Genomic DNA, 18,709 nt, shown 5'->3' on the forward strand with positions numbered 1-18,709 from the left:
ACACCGTTATAAACGGGGTAAACTGCAGGTTATTTTTAAGAGCAGGCAGCATACAAACCATAAAAATATGCCTAAATAATCATTAGGGGTAAGTGAAAAACGTACGAGAGCATACTGGGTTAAAGAGCCAAAGAACGCTAACAAAAGGAAGAAGAAAATGCTTTATATTTATAAACTTATATTTGTAGATATAAAGCCTTTTAGCAAGTAATCGGATGAGGCGACAACATACATATTCCAAATATGTATCGCTAATGACCACAGATATTTACGATTAAAACCTTATGCTATGGTCGTAGTGATGCGAACCAAAAAACAGTGTTCTAAACTAAAAAATGAGTGGAATGAAGGGGTGGACTGTTATGAATAGTCTTATATGGATTGTTTTAAAACACGTATTATTAAATGAGGGATAACACCCGATATGTATTGCTTAAGCCATGGATATAATAAATATAACTTTATATAAGATCCAAATAAACCATACGCCACACATAAAATGATAAACCAAATAAAATGATATTTTATTTAAAGGGAACAATGATGTTTGATATTAATACGTATTTACAACATGAAAAATGGAATAAAATACTACGACTCTCTGAGACCAAATCGTCGCCTTTTTTGGTGGTAGATTTGGACTGTATCCAATCTAACTATATGGATATGGTCGGGCTATTTCCTAGATTTAATATCTATTATGCCATGAAAGCAAACCCTGCCCATGAAGTGATTAATCTGCTTAAGAAGATGGGATCGTATTTCGATTGTGCGTCTACTTATGAATTGGATAAAGTTTTAGAAAGCGGCGTACACCCCGATAAGATATCGTATGGCAATACGATAAAAAAGATAGAAGACATAGCATATGCGCATAGCAAAGGGGTGAGATTGTATGTGACCGATTCCGATGCCGATATAGAGAACATCGCCAAGTTTGCGCCAAACGCTAAAGTATTTGTACGTATCTTAGTCGATGGAGGGGACACCGCAGAGTGGCCCCTGTCGCGTAAATTTGGCTGCCACCCTACCATGGCCGTGCATCTTTTAATCAAAGCAAAGAAGCTCGGCTTAGTGCCTTATGGGGTTTCGTTTCATGTCGGCAGCCAGCAGCAAAATATTTCGTCATGGAATGAGGCGCTGGTTAAGGTTCAAGCGATATTTAAGCAATTACAAGAGAAAAACATTACGCTAAATATGATTAATCTTGGGGGTGGGTTTCCTGCTCGGTACAAAAAATATATTAACCCCCTGCAAGATTACGCTAACAGTATTAATCGTTATATAGATGAGTACTTTCCCAACTGTGAAGACCTAGAATTGGTTTTGGAACCAGGGCGCTCGCTCGTCGGTAACTCTGGGGTATTGGTCAGCGAAATTGTCCTCATATCGCATAAATCGCTCAGCGATAAAGCGCGTTGGGTGTTTACTGACGTTGGATTGTTTCAGGGGTTATTCGAAACCTTGGGCGAGGCGATTAAATATCCCATCTATACCACCGCTATGGCAAGCTCAAAGCAATGTGAAAGCGTGATTTTAGCAGGGCCGACGTGTGATTCCGCCGATATCATGTATGAAGAAACCATGTATCAATTACCCGTAGAGAATAAAATAGGGGACAAGCTGTATTGGCTAACTACAGGCGCTTACACCTATTCTTATTCCTCGGTTGAGTTCAATGGTTTTCCGCCGCTCAAAGTTCATTACTTAGAATAAAATTCTTTTAGATGGCTAGCTATTGAATACAGTTGGTTTTAGCTAGGTGACCTAATAGCCTTTATTTAAATTAAAGGAAAAATATACAATGCAGTTTATGAGTGATTTTCAGAATAAGATACATAACGATGACATAGGTCGTAAGTTTTCTAGCCTGCTAACTCCTAACGATTTAAAGTTACGCTATCCTTTAGCCAAGGACGATATAGGCAGAATTGCTAAACATAGAGAAGTTGTAACAAATATCATTCAAGGCACTGATTCGCGTTTGTTATTAATTTGCGGACCTTGCTCGATACATGACCCGGCGGCAGCCGTAGATTACGCCTATCGGCTAAAAGCATTAGCGCAAACAGTTAATTCAGATATCTATATTGTGATGCGCACCTATTTTGAAAAGCCACGTACCACTGTAGGGTGGAAGGGTTTTGTAAACGATCCAGACTGTGATGGCACCTGCAATATCGAAAAAGGGTTGTTAAAAGCACGGGAACTCTCTATTCTATTAACTAAAATAGGCTTACCCCTCGCTACCGAAGTCCTTGATCCTTATGTCTGCCACTACTTTGATGATGTTTTTAGTTGGGGTGCGATTGGTGCGCGCACCACCGAATCACAAATCCATCGTGAAGTAGCGTCTTCGCTGCAAGCTCCTATAGGTTTTAAGAATAGTACCAACGGGAATGTTGTAGTTGCTGTTAATTCAATAAAAGCAGCCTCTAAGGGACATCATTATATAGGTATCAACCAACAAGGTGATATTTGCAAAATCAAAACGCAAGGAAATACTTGTGCTCATTTGATTCTACGAGGGGGTAAGGTGCCTAATTATAGTAGTAAACAGGTTAAAAACTATGCTAATAAAATGCGAGAGTCAGGTGTTTTACCTGCTATTATTATAGACTGTAGCCATAATAATTCGAATAAAGATTATAGAAAACAACGCTTAGTTGCGGATTCTGTGGTGAAGCAAATAGTGGCAGGTAACCACTCAATTGTTGGTATGATGCTTGAAAGCAATATTAATGCAGGGAAACAATCTGTAAGCTCTGAGATTAAGAGTATGCAATACGGTGTGTCGATTACCGATGAGTGTTTAGATTGGCAAGCGACTGAAAAAATCGTACTCGATATTAATAAACAACTATCTAAAAGAAAGTAAGGTTATAGTTAAAGATAGCTCATATACATTTTATGTACGCGCTTCTCTTATTTGATTATAAACGTAATAATATGGTTGCCATATACTTTATATCCCCCACTAAAATTGTTAGAAACAGCGAGTTGAATATCTTCAGATACTATTATCTCGAATGTTTGTTTTTTATAATCAACTTTTGTTAGCATCGCCGCTTCAAAACCTACATAGCATTTTATATGACTATATATTGTCTTAAACAAAGCTTCTTTTGCAGAAAAGACCAGCGTACAGAAAAATTCATATGATATGTGATCTTTATGATAAAAAGAGCGGTCGTTGCCACATAATATCGCAGTTGATAGGTTTTTCGCTGTCTTTAAGCTCATTATCTTCTCACAGTCCACACCAACTCCATAAATAAAAGACGATTTTTTAGCTATTGCCGCAGACATTTCATTAGTGTGTGTTATTGAAACGTTATAGTTTGAATAACATATCGGTTCTCTACGCGCACCATTAGTCACTGAGAGTATAGGTGACCCTTCTTTGAATAAAGCCATTGCTGCTACAATTCGACCTGCTAAAAACTCTGCCCGTCTCTTGTTTATCGACTGTTTGATATTATTTGGCTCGGAAAAAGGCAACTCGTTATATAAGGAGGGGTTAAAATGCGAAGAATTATAGACACATACCTGTATGACGCAAGAAAGTGTCGCGATGTCATGTTTCACTGAATAAATAAAAGATTGTTGAATAAAATCGGATAGCTTTAAAAAATCTGTACTCATAGTTAGTTTACCAAGTTTGGTTCTACAGTTTTTTCAGCATAGCTCAATTAAATTTGTGATCAAAAAGGTGTAAAAGCTCGCTTTCAATTGAGACCTGATTAACTAGTTACGGCAATCATCCTCATCATCTAAATGGATACTAATCCATTTAGATGATAGCAAAAATAACTTTGATATTTATTAATTCTTTGCTTATGGTTATAAGTATTTGGATGGTAGTGGGGACAGGATGCTTATTTACTCTAAGCATCATCAGTTCGAAACACCTTTGGAATGTTTTCATTTAGCAGAAAAATTGAGGTTGTGGGCAATACCATTTTGTATTGAAACTGACAAAGTGGTTATCGGTGAATGGGTAGAAAGGTTTCCGTCTTTACCTCAAACTTAGTTTGAGGCTGATCCTTTAAGCTCCTGAACTTATCGATAAGCATAAAATTTGGGGGTCAGTTACCATCAGCAACTTTTAATAATCTTGGTCACAAAATGGTCACCGTTTGGTCACCGAGCACTTGGTCACCGATTTTCAAGAAGCAGAGTGCATGTATGCAGACTTATAGAAAATACATTATTAAAGAGTGGACTACTTCTTAAGGGTTGATAAAGAAAGAATAACCAACCCTTATGGATAAAGGCTTTAAGCGGAAATTCAGACACAAAAAAACCTCAAGTAAACTAATACTTGAGGCGAAACTTGCTTAAACTCGAGAGTTTAAATTCGTTTTAAATATGGCGCAGCGGACGGGACTCGAACCCGCGACCCCCGGCGTGACAGGCCGGTATTCTAACCAACTGAACTACCGCTGCTTAGGTCGTACTTAGTTTATTTAACCACTTAGCCTACTACTTGAGAGTAACGCTATACTAAATAGTGGTGGGTGATGACGGATTCGAACCGCCGACATTCTGCGTGTAAGGCAGACGCTCTACCAACTGAGCTAATCACCCTTCGAACAATTGCTATGCAATTTATTCAACATCAACTGAGCTCTAAGTTTGTCACTAAGCTCTGCTGCTGTGGGTGTGTATTATATAGATTTACACATGGCTGTCAAACAGTTTTTTAACTATTTTGAAAAATAATTGAAAATACTGTCTGAAATTTATTATTAATGTAGTCTGAGGCACGTGTTTACTAAGGTTGCTGCCTAAAAACTTATTATGGTTAGTCATTGTTTGATGGTCAAAAACTACTATACTATTGAGGGTGTTTTACGACTCATGCTTTATTTTATGTTGATTGTTGGAGGCGGGCATAGAAAATTCCACTATTGAACAAACTTTTACGACCTGGTCTTGGGGAGACTTTGCAGGCTTGGGTCTGGTATTGCATATTGTTCTCATGATAGTAATGACGCTACGTGTTGTATCGGTACAGCGCAATATCGGTGTATCTATCGCTTGGATTGCTGTGCTCTATACCGTGCCTCTTTTTGGTTTCATCGCTTATATACTATTGGGTGAGCCGATGATAGGGCGGCGCTATCGTCAACGGGTAGACCAAGCAAGCTTATTGATGGATGATATGGCACGGCGTGAGAATTTGGTTTTTGATCAGGGACAAGAGCTGCTGCCAGCCAACTACCGCGGTGTCAGTCAAATAGGCACGCGCTGGACGGGGCTGGGCGTGTTTCCTAATCACAATATGCAGCTATTGACAGATCCTCATACTATTTTTCAGAGATTAATCGAAGATATAAATGCCGCTCAGAGTATTATCCTGATGGAGTTTTATATTGTTTATCCTAAAGGACAAGTACTAGAGGTGATAGAGGCGCTGTCAGCGGCAGCGCAGCGTGGCATTGAGTGTCATATCTTGGCCGATAGCGTAGGCAGCTTTAGTTTTTTTAATAGTAGCGCGCATCGTACATTAGAAAAAGCAGGTGTTTTTGTCCATCAGTCATTACCAGTGGGTTTATTTAAAACGCTATTTAAGCGCTCTGACTTGCGCAATCATCGTAAAATTGTGGTGATTGATGAGCACATTGGCTATATCGGTAGCTTTAACTTGGTCGATCCAAGATTTTTTAAACAAAATAAAAACGTTGGACAATGGATCGATGTGGCGATACGCACGACCAGTCAACACTCTATTAGTATTACGACCGCTATGGCAATCGTGGTGGCCACGGATATTGGTGCGGAAAACAATGACAATCTAGACGCGCTCAATCAGCGAGTGAATGGCTATACTCGTAAACTATATGTGATGAACCCAACCATTAATGATTTAAACAGTCGGGTAAAGGTATTGGCTGGTGAGATTGACTATTATAAGCAGCCAAATATTGGCTCGACATCGATTGTGATACCGAAGATGCCGATGGTAGAAGGGGTGCTGGCGCAGCTGATACCCTCCGCACCGCAAGTGACTGCCCATGTGATTTACAATACATTGGTGACCGTTATTCATCGCGCTAATAAACGCATTCGCATTACCACACCGTATTTTGTACCTGACGAGGCGCTCTCGGGAGCATTAACGATCGCTGCCAAACGCGGGGTTGAGGTGACGCTGATTGTCCCTGAAAAGGTGGATTCATTTCTTGTACAGCATGCGTCACAAGCCTATTATCAAGAGCTGCTCGAGGCAGGCGTGACGATTGCCTTGTTTAAGGGTGGTTTGTTGCATACCAAAACAGTGGTTATCGATGATGATTATTGTTTATTTGGTACTGTAAACATCGATATGCGCAGTTTTTATCTAAATATGGAGGTGAGCTTGGCCATTTATACACCAGAGATGGTCGCTCAAGTGGCTGATTGCCAAGAAGTCTACTTACAAAGTTGCCGTTTTTTGAGTTTAGAGCAGTGGCAACAGCGCCATGGTGCAGAGCGTTTATTTGATAATGTGGTACGCTTATTTAGTCCTTTATTGTAGCATTTTCGATTTTAGGGTAAGGTAAACGACTGATGTTAGTTTAGTGCCATAATGACCTTATTTTTATTACTATTAATTTATCCCGATAAAGGATGCGCTTGTCTATGTATGCATCGTCTGCATCACCTCTAACGCCCTTTGACTATATTGCAGCAGGCTATTGGCAAGACTTTCTAGCGGATCGTCCTATCGCTGGTGGCATTGCTTACGAAAGTGAGCTTCGTGATTGTATCTTAGATGAGTCATTGGCCAGCTTACAGCGAGTCGATACGCTGCTGTCGCACATACGCCGTGAGATGGTTAAAACTGGTCGATGGCATGAAGAGACATTATTGCTCGATGAACGCTATCGTAACTTTATGGTATTTTTGGCATTTTATGCAGGGCGAGTATTGGCACAGCAATGGCAAAGTACGCCGCATTGGTATGGACAGTTTGAGCTACATAAGCGCTATCCTGAACTGGCTCTTACAACCGATGATTTTTATCAACATCTGGCGGTTATCTATTGTCAGTCGGCTGATGCTAATAGCGTTACGTCATTGTTTTTTGCGCTAGAGCCGATAGGGATGCGTCTATTTGGTCATATTGATCGGCCGTTTGAGGCGGTACAAGGCGGTCAAGTGGCGAGTGGTCTTTATCAAGCGGTTAGCGCAAGGTTGCCACATGCGTACGACAATCACGTGGCTAATTCGATCATACCAGCCATTAATATCAGCACACCAAATACAAGTGCTAGTGTAGAGCGCATTAAAATGATTGATAGTCAGAAACCGTTAGAAAAACAAAGGTTGAGTCATACGCCACATGATGCGCCAAAATCTCAGAACCTGTCTCAGCAAGAGAGCCACACTAAGCCTGTGCTGTCTAAATCAGAAACAGTGCAACCTCATACGACCTCAGAAAATACGGTATTAGAGCAGCCACTACCATTGTCAATGCCTTCTCCTCAGGAATTGCCAACGCCTGCGATTTTTACGCAACTACTCGTAGAGCTAGATAACATAGAAGTCGTTCAAACGGCTGGAAATAGCGAATATCAGCAAGCCCATAAAGTGTTGGAGCAGTTAGAACAGCATATTGCCAAGCAAAGTCAGCCGCGCACGCAAATGCGCTTTTCAGAGAGTCATTTGACGACAAAAAAGCAAGCGCTATTAACACTACAAGAGGCGGCGCATGCGGGTAATAGCGCTGCCATGCTACATTTGGCAATGTATGAGTTACTTGGTGAAGGATTAGCGGTTGATAAGGGTGCTGCTAAAGCGTCAGGGGTTGAGTGGGTTAAGCAGGCAGCCAGCAAAAATGACAGTCGTGCGCAGCGCCTACTAAGCAAGATGTATTACCAAGGGGTCGGCGTGGCGCAAGATATAGACACTGGCAAATATTGGCTAGATCAAGCAGCGGAGAATGGACACGCGGAAGCGGCGAGCGTAGTAGGGCAATGGCAACAGGCGCAAGCGCTGATAACGACACAAAAACACGAGCAACATAGCATGAAGCGTTATCAGTTGTTATTCGCCGCCATACTCGTAGTGGCAATATTGATCCTAATTATTGTCTAAAATATTTTATGGCAACACGCTGTAAAGCGTATTGTTAATCGCTAAATTCAGGTAGAATTGGCGCATTTTTTACCGCCACCTTACTATAGTCGATTTAATTTAAAGAGGTTAATTCCGTCACTCTTTTATAGTGAATTGACTATATTATTTAAGCCATTACTAATCTGGGCAACTTTATGCCATCTTCTCCTATATCCTCTGATTGTGCTTTAGAAGCGACTGACCCAGTATCGTTGCCCAGCCGCACTGTTTATACTGCGCCTTTGTATTATCAGTGCGCCATTGGCTTACTTAAGCCGCTATATCGACTGCAAGTTTGGCAACGCTCACACAACCGCGACAACTATCAGCAAGAAGCGGCGCAGCGTTTTGGCAAACAATATCCGCCACGACCAGTGGCTAAAGTGACTCATGCGCAAACCGATAAAGGTGTGATTTGGTGTCATGCGGTGTCATTGGGCGAGACCAATACCGTCGCGCCATTATTAGATACATTATTGGCTGATGGCTATCAAATATGGTTAACCAATACCACGCAGACAGGTTTTGCGCGCGGTGCTAGCCGATTTGCAGAAGATATTGAGCAGGGTCGCTTCAGTCATAGTTATGTGCCGGTTGATAGTCCGGCGGTGATTGAGCGCTTTTTAAATCATGTACAACCTGTTGCTGCTTTGTTTGTAGAAACAGAGCTATGGGCAAATATCCTAACCAAATTATCCGAACACCATATTCCCAGTATCTTGGTCAACGGTCGGTTGTCAGCGTCTTCTTTTAAAAGTTATCAAAAAATTGCTGCGGTCAGTGCCAGCATGATGAAAAATCTGACTTTGATTATCGCCCAAGACAGCGACTCAGCGAAACGCTTTCGACAATTGGGTGCGAATAGCGCGCAAATTCGTGTCGCAGGTTCACTCAAATGGGTGATTAATACGCCTCAAACTGAAGATAAAGCGGCTGATATAGAAGCTGATACAGAAAATCCTAGCGTACCAAACCAATATTCTGAATCGGTCAAAGAGTCCACATTAGCAAAAGAGATGAATATCGCTGGTCGACCGATTTGGGTTGCCGCAAGTACCCATAGTGGCGAAGAAGAGACCGCACTATCACTGCATCAACAGCTATTGTCTCATCCCGCGCTCGCTGACGCGCTGCTTATCATTGTACCTAGACATCCTGAACGTTTTGATGAAGTAGCAGCGCTCATTCAAGCGTCTGAATTAACAATGGCACGGCGTAGTGCAGAAGATAGTATTCATGTAGGCACACAAGTCTATCTGGCTGATAGTATGGGTGAGCTGATGGCGTGGTATAAGTTGGCAGATGTGGCACTGGTCGGCGGCTCATTAGTGGATGTCGGTGGTCATAATCCCGTTGAGCCAGCGAGTGTGGCAACGCCTGTACTCATGGGGCGCTATACGCAGTCTTGTCAAAGCGTGGTGGATAAATTGGCGGATGTTGGCGCGTTATATCAGCCAAACAATGTTTTCTATCGTCCCGTTACTGTTAATATGGCTACTACTAATGATGATACGAATCAACAATCCTCTCGTAAGAAGCCTGCCGCTAAAGAGGATGTAGCGCTCATTTATCAGCAGCTAGTGTCTTGGCTCAGTGATCTTGAGGTAGCGGAACAAGCAGGGCAAGCTGGCGCGCGAATGACAAGACAACAGCAAGCCGTATTGACCCGCCAATTTACCATGGTTAAAGAGGTTGTCGAGCAGCATGCTATTCAACAACCAAGCCAAGAGCTGCTATGAATTGTTTATTATTACCCATTGAAAACTTCTCTTCGGATGCGGCATATATTGATGAATTATCACAAATAAATCACGTCAATAAAGTGCTAACAGCAAAAGTTGGTGATACGCTGAAAATCGGTCAAATGGGCGGTCAAATGGGCGGTCAAATGGGCACTGCTGTAATTGAGAGCATCCGCTCTGATGCTATTGAGTTGCGTGATATTCAGCTCACCACTTCGCCGCCACCAAAGCTAGATTTGACCGTTGTATTGGCACTACCGCGTCCTAAAGTGCTACGCCGCTTAATCATGGATATGACCGCGCTTGGGGTGCGCGATATCATCTTAATCAACAGCTATCGCACGCAAAAAAGCTATTGGCAAAGTCCGATGCTTGAGCGCCTTGATGAGTTTGTATTAGAAGGGCTGCAACAAGGGGTTGACACCATAGCGCCTCGTATCACTTTACAAAAACGCTTTAAGCCATTCGTGGAAGATGAGCTGGCAGGTTTGGTAACCAATCGAGCCATCGTGGCGCACCCGTATAGTGAGCTATCCTTTACACAGTATCTACAACAGCCGCCATCGTTAGGATTGCCAAGTCTGGTTTTTATCGGTAGCGAGGGCGGCTGGATTGATTATGAAATAGCACTGCTCGCCACTCAAGGTTGCGCGGCAGTCACCATAGGCTCGCGTATCCTGCGTACAGAAGCCGCCGTCAATGTGATTTTAGGTCAATGGTTGCTGTCGTGAATCAGCAGATCATTGAAAGATAATTAAGACATGCCATCACTTAGAAAATCTATAGATTGCTCCATGAAGATCTATAAATTTATCCTTAAAAAGTGAAAGTTGAGCCAAATTATCCTTGCATTTCTGAGTTAAACAAATGTATTGATAATTAATCTCATTTCTATTAGTATGTTGTTTCAGAGATTATCGCGTGATTGAGCCTTATTATTAGAGGTCTTTAGCGCCGTCTTATCTTATTGTCATCTCGTCTATTTATCTCACCTTTTCGTAGCATCATTATGGGGAAAACCATGTCATTGAATGCCATTAGCGCTAACCTAACTTCTACTAAGCTTATCTTGCCTGTTGCCGTATTTGGCATGATGTTGGGACTGACTGGTTGTAGCAATTCATCTACAACAGAAGAGAGCGTGGAGGCGGAGACATCAGCGGCGGCTACTGAGCAACCAGCTGCTACTGATGGTGCTACGAGTGAAGGTGGTCAAACGATTACTATTTATTCTTCGCGAAATGAGCAGCTGATTAAGCCATTGCTAGACCGTTATACCGAACAGACAGGTGTGAAGATTGAGCTGGTCACAGATAGTACAGGTCCGCTCATGGCGCGTTTGCAAGCTGAAGGTCAGAACACGCCAGCCGACATGCTGCTCACGGTTGATGCGGGTAACTTATGGCAAGCCGCTCAGCAAGGCTTGTTGCAACCAGTATCCTCTACTGTGTTAGAAGAAAATGTCCCTGCCAAATATCGTGATCCAAAAGGTCAGTGGACAGGGCTATCATTGCGTGCTCGTACGATTTTTTATGACCCAAGCAAAGTCAGTGCCGACCAATTATCTACTTATGCAGATTTAGCTGATCCGAAGTGGAAAGGCAAGTTATGCCTACGTACCTCTAAAAAGGTCTATAACCAGTCGCTTGTGGCCAGTATGATGGAGCATTTGGGCGAAGAGAAAACCGAAGAAATCGTCCGTGGTTGGGTCGCTAACTTAGCTACTGACGTGTTCAGTGATGATACCAGTATGCTAGAAGCCATCGCTGCTGGTCAGTGCGAAGTGGGCATTGCCAATAGTTACTACTACGGTCGTCTGCTCGATGAAAAACCTAACTTCCCTGTGAAAATATTTTGGGCAAACCAAGGCACGACTGGTACACACGTAAATATTTCAGGTGCTGGTGTGGTCGCAGGTTCAGACAATCCAGAGGGTACGCTTAAACTGATAGAGTGGTTGTCTTCTGATGAGGCGCAAGGTCTTTATGCCAGCTCAGACAAAGAATTCCCAGTAAAAGTAGGGGTTGATGAGTCAGAAATGCTTAGATCATGGGGTGAATTCAAAAAAGACGATATCAATGTGCAAAAGTTTGGCGAGCTACAAACCCAAGCCATTCAGTTGATGGACAAAGCAGGCTATAAATAAGGTATTAACAGTCATACCATTCTCAAAAATGACAATGCCTATCAAGGACGAGTATCAAGCTTGATAGGCTAAATGATAGTGTTTATGTTCAAAGCAGACAGTGTTTTTAACCGTATTTTTGAGTTTGGTATAATGTTATAAGGTCTTTATGCGTATGACACGGTAATAATGATATGATCAAAACGCCAGACGCGTCTGTACGTCAAAACGATACAGTCAATGATAGTGCTAATGTCAACAATATGCATAATAATATTGATGGAAAGCAGACTGTCAGCCAAGACCACGCCGTCCGTAAACGTATTATCTCAAAATCAGTCTTAGGACTGATTTCGTCGTTTATGCTTTTGCCAATTTTGATTGTGTTGCTATCTTGGACGCAGCCAATTGCCGATATCTGGACGCACATGGCAGATTATGTGCTGCCGCAAGTGCTTAAAAATACCTCGATTTTATTGCTGATGGTAACGGTCGTGTCTGGCACTATTGGCACCGCGCTTGCTTGGGTAACCAGTATGTACCGCTTCCCTGGACAGCGGTTTTTTTCGTGGGCGCTGATGTTACCGCTGGCGATACCCGCTTATGTATTAGCATTTGTCACCATTGGTATTGTTGATTTTAGTGGACCATTACAGACAGGTTTGCGCGACCTAGGCTTTGATGCAGCGATTCCTTCGATCCGTAATGTTTGGGGCGCAGGTTTGGTATTGTCCCTAGCATTTTATCCCTATGTCTATTTGCTGGCGCGTCAAGCGTTCTTATCGCAAGGCAGGCGAGCGATTGAAGCGGGACAAATGCTGGGCTTAAGCCGTAGCCGCGTGTTTTTCCGGTTGGCATTACCACAAGCCTTGCCGTGGATTATTGGCGGACTATTGCTTGCCAGTATGGAGACCTTGGCAGATTTTGGTGCCGTGTCGGTCTTTAATGTTGATACCTTTACCACGGCTATTTACAAAGCATGGTTTGGCTTCTTTAGTTTGACCACTGCGGCACAATTGGCAGCTTTGCTCATCGGTGTAATCTTTATTGTGGTATTGTTTGAGCAGTATTGGCAAACCAAGCGCGGCAATAATGTGACTCAAGGCAGCAGTCAGCGTTTTGATGCCAGCACGCCTGCGAAATTGGGCATGACATTGCTGTGTACCTTGGTATTTGCTGGCGCTTTTTTAATCCCATTTTTGCAGCTTATCTACTGGACGGCATTGAATTTTCGCCAAGATTTTGATGCGCGCTATATTGATTTTGTGACCAACAGCCTCATGATTGCTAGCATGGCCACGATTTTTATTGCCTTTTTGGCGATTATTATTGCGTGGATTAAGCGGCAGTATCCTGATAAATTGACCAAGCTCATGACTACTTTGGCAAATTTGGGTTATGTGGTGCCGGGCACAGTATTGGCAGTGGGCATCTTTATCCCAATTGCTTGGCTAGACAACCAAATGATTGCCTTCGGGATTACCACGCAGCAAGTACTATCAGGCAGTGTGATAGTGATGCTATTGGCATTATCGACGCGTTTTATGACGGTGAGTTTTCAGCCAGTTGATCGACAGCTACAGCGACTAACGGTCAATCAAGAAGCGGCTGCCAAATTATTGAGTGACAGTCCTTATCAGCGCTGGCGTCAAGTGATGTTGCCCGTTATTAGTCCAGGAATATTGACTGGACTATTGATGGGGTTTGTTGAAGTCATGAAAGAGATGCCGATTACGTTAATGACGCGTCGCCAAGGCTGGGATACGCTGGCGGTGCGGGTGTTTGAGATGACCAGTGAAGGCATGTGGGGACGAGCTGCGTTGCCAAGTTTATTGATTGTGCTGGTTGGGCTGCTGCCTGTTTGGATATTATTGCGTCAAAGCGATAAGCAAGGTTAAGGTATTTTCAGAGTGAATCTGCATCATCCGATAGCGCTCCATTTTATGATTTTTTTCACTGTTTTATCTATGGGTTTTATTTACTAATAGCTAACTGGTACCGTCTATGTACACTGATTCAATGAAAGGCTCAGCAGACTCTAAATCAATCAATGCCAAGTCCATAAAAGCCAAGGCAAGGCTGGAGCATATAAAAAAATTACCAGTTGCTCAAGTTAAGACGCCGCCCGCCCAGTCTAGTAAGTCTTTAGAAAAAAGTAGGGCTTTTAGCCAAGATGTTGAGACAAATACGGCTACTAGTCCTTATTTTAGTGTGCAAGATTTAATCGTCGGTTATGACGATACGGTTATCGTCAATGGCTTGTCATTGGAATTGAAGCAAGGCGAGATTGGTTGCTTTTTAGGTTATAGCGGCTGCGGTAAGACCACGGCACTAAGAGCGATTGCAGGGTTGGAACAAAGCCGTGATGGCACGGTTCTCTTAAACAATCAATGTCTTACTGATAAAACTGACCGTAACTCATTTGCCGTCGCACCCGCCAAACGCGGTATGGGCATGGTGTTTCAGGACTATGCGTTATTTGGGCATTTGAGCGTGGCAAAAAACATCGCTTTTGGTCTGAATAAATGGTCGGCTGCTGACAAAAAAGCCCGTGTCGCTGAGATGCTAGAGCTGGTTGAATTGTCTGAGCATGCTGACAAACGTCCAAATGAGCTGTCAGGTGGTCAGCAGCAGCGGGTGGCATTAGCCCGTGCATTAGCGCCAAAGCCAAAACTATTACTACTCGATGAGCCGTTTTCTAATCTAGATGTGGTGCTACGTGAATCATTGGCAATGAATGTCCGTGATATTCTTAAACGCACCAATACCACGGCAATATTGGTCACTCATGATCAAAACGAAGCTTTTGCACTGGCTGATAAAGTGGGGGTGATGCATAAAGGCAAGCTGGTACAGTGGGCAACCCCAAGTGAGCTATATCACGAGCCAATCAGTCCTTTTGTCGCTGAGTTTGTCGGCGAAGGTGCGATGATAGATGGCATCATCAAAGAAGGCCATGTTGAGACGGCATTAGGCGATATCTATCGGCGTATGGAAGTGTACGATGAATCAGGGTATCCACAGTATTGCGAGTACGATTATCCTAATGGCACACCGATAAAGGTGTTGGTGCGTCCTGATGATATCATTCATGACGATGAGAGCACACAAACTGCTTTAGTGGTTGGACGCGTATTTCGCGGTGCCAACTATTTATATCGCTTGCAGCTCGATGACGGGCAAACGGTACTGTCTTTAGTCGCCAGTCACCATAATCATGAGATTGGATCGCAGATTGGTATCTTACCTATCCTAGAGCATGTCGTGGTATTTGATGAAAAAGACATCAATGCGACGACTTGGTCAGAGTATGATAGGTCAGAGAGAGTTGACGAGTCAGAATAGTCGTTATAATCAAAGCATTTATAAATGATTAGGGAATTAACCTCGCGATATGCACACAGCATGCTATTGACGCTTGGCTGCCTTGTATCTACTTTATACCTATTTTCCACTGCTGCGATTATATTGATTAAAACTCCCTCCAAAAAACAGGTGCTTGCACTTAAGCTTATCGTGTCGCCAATATGTGCAAATAACGTCCCAACCATTTATACGGCTCTAATTGCGAGTAGCGCAGCTCCATGCGTATCACGGCATCTGGGTCATTGTGTCCACCACGCTTAAGCGGGGCATAATCATGAAAGACGCGCAGACCGCTGGTGCGTATGGTCTGATAATGATGCGCAGCCAACCAAGATTCAACTTCTTCTTTGGCGACAGGATGGTTGGGCGTGAGGCTTTTTTTGTTATCAGCCTTATATTCTGTATTATCAAGTAAGTTAAAATTACCCATGATTAGGTTGCGATAATCAAAGCTTGCTGGGTTATAAAAGCATAAAGATAGCGCACCATTATCCGCTAATTGCTGATCAAAAAAGTCCATTACCGCAGCGGGCTCTGCCAACCATTCAAGCAGCGCATGACACATGATTAAATCAAACTTTTCACTATTTTCTGTGCTTAACTTTTCTGGCAGCTCCTGATAGGGGCAAACATACCATGTGATATCGAGATTTTCGTCTATCTGCGCGGCACTCGCTTTCGCTTTTTCTAGCATGTTGCCTGAGATATCATTGATGACCAATGTATGATCTTGAGCTGCCAGCTCCATTGCAATCTGTGCCAGCCCTGCACCCACATCCAAAATACGTAAAGGTCGCCCAAGGCTTTCACTCATTCGCGCGCTATATTCAAAGATATCACGGCGTAGCACCGCCAATCGAATATCGCCTTTTAAGCCACCGTAGACCTTTTTTTCAAAATGATCCGCAATCGCATCGAAGCTACGATCGGCACGTATATCTCCTGATGTGTCGATTTGTTGTGTTAGATTAAGCGATTGGTTGTCATGTTCTTTTGTACTTTCACTATTGGTTTGCATAAAGCGCTATCTGTATTAGGGTGGTATTTTGGAACATCGTACAACAAAGATAAAATCTAAGCTAGGCTTGACGCTAATACTAGCTTTACCATAGCGTTAAAGATGCCATTAAATACCTGTTTTCCAGTAGCTTTTCACAATATTTTACGGTATAAGTAGTAAGGTTTAAGAAACAATTATTGAGTAAGTTTTATTGAAAATATTTTATACTCCAATGTATTCAATGAAAACCATTCAATAAAAAGAGTCTGCCATACTGAAATTTTTTATTGTCAAGGACTCTCAGCAAACGTCTGATCTACCACCGCTAAGGACAGCAACCATGATCGTATCTAAATCTATTACCGCTATAAATGACAAATCGCCTAGCAGTACCCATCAATCAGTATCCATTACTATGGGCAAGCCTGTGATGCTGCGCTGCCTATTATCCGTCGCTATTGCCAGTAGCCTGCTACTCGTCGGTTGTGGCGATGACAATGACTTTGATGCTGTCATAGGCTCTGACTCTGCGACGTCAGTTAAATCAATCAGCTCATTTAACACCGCGCAAATAAATACCCAGTTCGGTCTTGATGGTACGGCAACCCCTGATGCCAAATGCGATATCAAAATCGAAAAAGTTAGCTATCCGACAGTAGGTGCAGCGGGTGAGCGTACCAACGCGACAGCAGCTTTGATGCTACCAAGTGGTGACAGTGCTGACTGTCAAGGCGATCGACCTATCTTGCTGTATGCCCATGGCACAACTACGGACAAAGGCTACGATTTTAGTCAAGTCGCTAATCCTCAAAATCCAGCAGCTGGTGAGTCGACATTAATCGCTGCCAACTTTGCGGCTCAAGGCTACATCGTCGTTGCACCAAACTATGCTGGTTATGATGAGTCTGATCTTGATTACCATCCATACCTTGTGGCTGAGCAACAAGCCACTGACATGGCTGATGCGTTAGACAGTGCCCGTACCATCATTGCAAGACAACAGCGCGCTAATGATCCTGACTATACCAACCTTGATGACTCTGGTAAGTTATTTATCAGTGGTTACTCACAGGGCGGGCATGTGGCGATGGCAACTGCAAGAATGTTCGAGAAAAATGATGAGCCTGTCACTGCCATTGCACCTTTATCAGGGCCTTATGCACTGGCAGCGTTTGGTGATGCAATATTTTCGGGTAACGTCAATATCGGCGCATCGCGTTTTGCACCGCTACTGGCATCTGGTCTCCAAAATGCGTATGGCAATGTCTATAACAATACTGCTGATATATTCACTGCCAATTATGCAAACACACAATTACCAAGTTTATTGAGCTTTGGTGAGTTGGTCGCTGCTAATAAACTGCCCGATAATGCGCTGTTTGAAAAAGATCCTGAAAACAATCCCACGCTTGATCTTCTACCAGCGCCTACCGTTCCCTTTGCTTCTATTGGCTTCGCGGATGATAATTATCTGATCAAAACAGACTTCCGTACCGCTTATGTCGCAGATGCATTACAGAACCCTGATAGCCTAATCGCGATGACAGGAGCATTACCAGCAGCCAATCCACAAAACAACTTACGAAAAGCCTTAAAAGCCAATGATCTACGTGGGTATGTACCAAAAATGCCAACTCTGTTATGTGGTGGCAATCAAGATCCAACGGTTTTTTATGACCTAAATACCAGTTCAATGGCCGCTATTATTCAAGGGAGTGTCGCACAAAATCCAGCCCTTACCGTTAACGTGACAGTATTGGATGTTGATGCGACGACAGCTAATGATCGTCCTAATACTCCTAATGTTCAACTTATTGGACAGGCGTCCATGAACCAATGGAATATTAATTCTGTGGTAACAAGTGTTCAAAGTAACTTTGTTCAAAATCTTCAACGCGTAATAGATGCAGGAGCACAGCAAGGCATACCTGCAAGCGTTGCTGTATTGGGCAACTATCACGGCGGTCTGGTCAGTACGGCTTGTACGCAAGCCACACGTGAGTTCTTTAATCAGGAATTTAAACCTGCTTAATAGAGGTCATTTTAATCATAAAAAAATAGCCTGACTATCGAAAAAACTGTATCCACTGGATGCAGTTTTTTCATGAATATCATTTAATCCTCAATAAGAGAAAGATATGAAATCGATAATATTATCACTAATTGCCTGTGTCTTTATCATAGCTCCGATCAGTCAAGCACAGGCTAAGAATACACCTTGTTCGGGCAAAATGGGCGGCGTATCTCACTGCTCAAAAGATGGTAAATTTGTTTGCAAAAACGGCAAAATCAGTCAATCAAAACAAGTATGTCGTTAAAGTTGTTTTTACCCTTGTTATTAGAGTGAAAAAAACCGCTAATCAGCTGTTT

The 18,709-nt window shown here is 42.9% G+C and carries 13 protein-coding genes and 2 tRNA genes; 11 read left to right on the forward strand and 4 right to left on the reverse strand.

What is annotated here, in order from left to right; translation table 11 throughout:
• Positions 1-543: 543 nt before the first annotated feature.
• Entirely contained in the window at positions 544-1,716 is a 1,173-nt protein-coding gene (locus AK822_RS04120) for a type III PLP-dependent enzyme (RefSeq protein ID WP_060490661.1), read from the forward strand.
• Positions 1,717-1,804: 88 nt separating this feature from the next.
• Complete coding sequence (locus AK822_RS04125) at positions 1,805-2,878, forward strand: 3-deoxy-7-phosphoheptulonate synthase (RefSeq protein ID WP_228139058.1); 1,074 nt, start codon at positions 1,805-1,807, stop codon at positions 2,876-2,878.
• A gap of 47 nt (positions 2,879-2,925) precedes the next feature.
• Here AK822_RS04125 and AK822_RS04130 read toward each other — a convergent pair whose 3' ends face one another.
• The 3 genes from AK822_RS04130 to AK822_RS04140 all read right to left on the reverse strand — a co-directional run bounded on the left by AK822_RS04130 (position 2,926) and on the right by AK822_RS04140 (position 4,590).
• A complete protein-coding gene (locus AK822_RS04130; protein ID WP_060490662.1) occupies positions 2,926-3,645 on the reverse strand; it encodes a 4'-phosphopantetheinyl transferase family protein in 720 nt (239 codons plus the stop codon).
• 727 nt (positions 3,646-4,372) lie between these two features.
• Positions 4,373-4,449: transfer RNA gene (locus AK822_RS04135), tRNA-Asp, on the reverse strand.
• A 65-nt stretch (positions 4,450-4,514) separates the two neighbouring features.
• Positions 4,515-4,590, reverse strand: a tRNA-Val gene (locus AK822_RS04140).
• 295 nt (positions 4,591-4,885) lie between these two features.
• Here AK822_RS04140 and AK822_RS04145 point away from each other — a divergent pair.
• The 7 genes from AK822_RS04145 (at position 4,886) to AK822_RS04175 (ending at position 15,318) form a co-directional block, all read left to right on the forward strand.
• A complete protein-coding gene (locus tag AK822_RS04145; RefSeq protein ID WP_060490663.1) occupies positions 4,886-6,523 on the forward strand; it encodes a cardiolipin synthase in 1,638 nt (545 codons plus the stop codon).
• A 104-nt stretch (positions 6,524-6,627) separates the two neighbouring features.
• Entirely contained in the window at positions 6,628-8,085 is a 1,458-nt protein-coding gene (locus tag AK822_RS04150) for a tetratricopeptide repeat protein (protein WP_060490664.1), read from the forward strand.
• A gap of 176 nt (positions 8,086-8,261) precedes the next feature.
• Positions 8,262-9,845, forward strand: coding sequence for a 3-deoxy-D-manno-octulosonic acid transferase (locus tag AK822_RS04155; RefSeq protein WP_060490665.1), 1,584 nt, complete (start codon positions 8,262-8,264; stop codon positions 9,843-9,845).
• The gene (locus AK822_RS04160) at positions 9,842-10,579 is read left to right on the forward strand and encodes a 16S rRNA (uracil(1498)-N(3))-methyltransferase (protein WP_060490666.1); all 738 of its coding nucleotides are present in this window, start codon (positions 9,842-9,844) and stop codon (positions 10,577-10,579) included. Before AK822_RS04155 ends, AK822_RS04160 begins: the two co-directional genes overlap by 4 nt.
• A 290-nt stretch (positions 10,580-10,869) precedes the next feature.
• Complete coding sequence (locus tag AK822_RS04165; protein WP_060490667.1) at positions 10,870-11,994, forward strand: Fe(3+) ABC transporter substrate-binding protein; 1,125 nt, start codon at positions 10,870-10,872, stop codon at positions 11,992-11,994.
• 173 nt (positions 11,995-12,167) lie between these two features.
• Complete coding sequence (locus tag AK822_RS04170) at positions 12,168-13,871, forward strand: ABC transporter permease (RefSeq protein WP_060490668.1); 1,704 nt, start codon at positions 12,168-12,170, stop codon at positions 13,869-13,871.
• Between the two features lie 106 nt (positions 13,872-13,977).
• Entirely contained in the window at positions 13,978-15,318 is a 1,341-nt protein-coding gene (locus AK822_RS04175; protein ID WP_205628060.1) for an ABC transporter ATP-binding protein, read from the forward strand.
• A gap of 166 nt (positions 15,319-15,484) precedes the next feature.
• Here AK822_RS04175 and AK822_RS04180 read toward each other — a convergent pair whose 3' ends face one another.
• Positions 15,485-16,357, reverse strand: a complete 873-nt coding sequence (locus AK822_RS04180; RefSeq protein ID WP_060490669.1) for a methyltransferase domain-containing protein — start codon at positions 16,355-16,357, stop codon at positions 15,485-15,487.
• Positions 16,358-16,679: 322 nt separating this feature from the next.
• Between AK822_RS04180 and AK822_RS04185 the strand changes: the two genes are divergently transcribed.
• Both AK822_RS04185 and AK822_RS14620 read left to right on the forward strand, forming a co-directional pair.
• A complete protein-coding gene (locus AK822_RS04185) occupies positions 16,680-18,371 on the forward strand; it encodes an alpha/beta hydrolase family protein (RefSeq protein WP_060490670.1) in 1,692 nt (563 codons plus the stop codon).
• Positions 18,372-18,477: 106 nt separating this feature from the next.
• Positions 18,478-18,657 (forward strand): YdcA family protein, encoded by a 180-nt coding sequence (locus AK822_RS14620; protein ID WP_087814632.1) that lies wholly within the window; start codon positions 18,478-18,480, stop codon positions 18,655-18,657.
• Positions 18,658-18,709 lie beyond the last annotated feature (52 nt).

Source organism: Psychrobacter sp. P11F6 (assembly GCF_001435295.1).
GTDB lineage: Bacteria > Pseudomonadota > Gammaproteobacteria > Pseudomonadales > Moraxellaceae > Psychrobacter.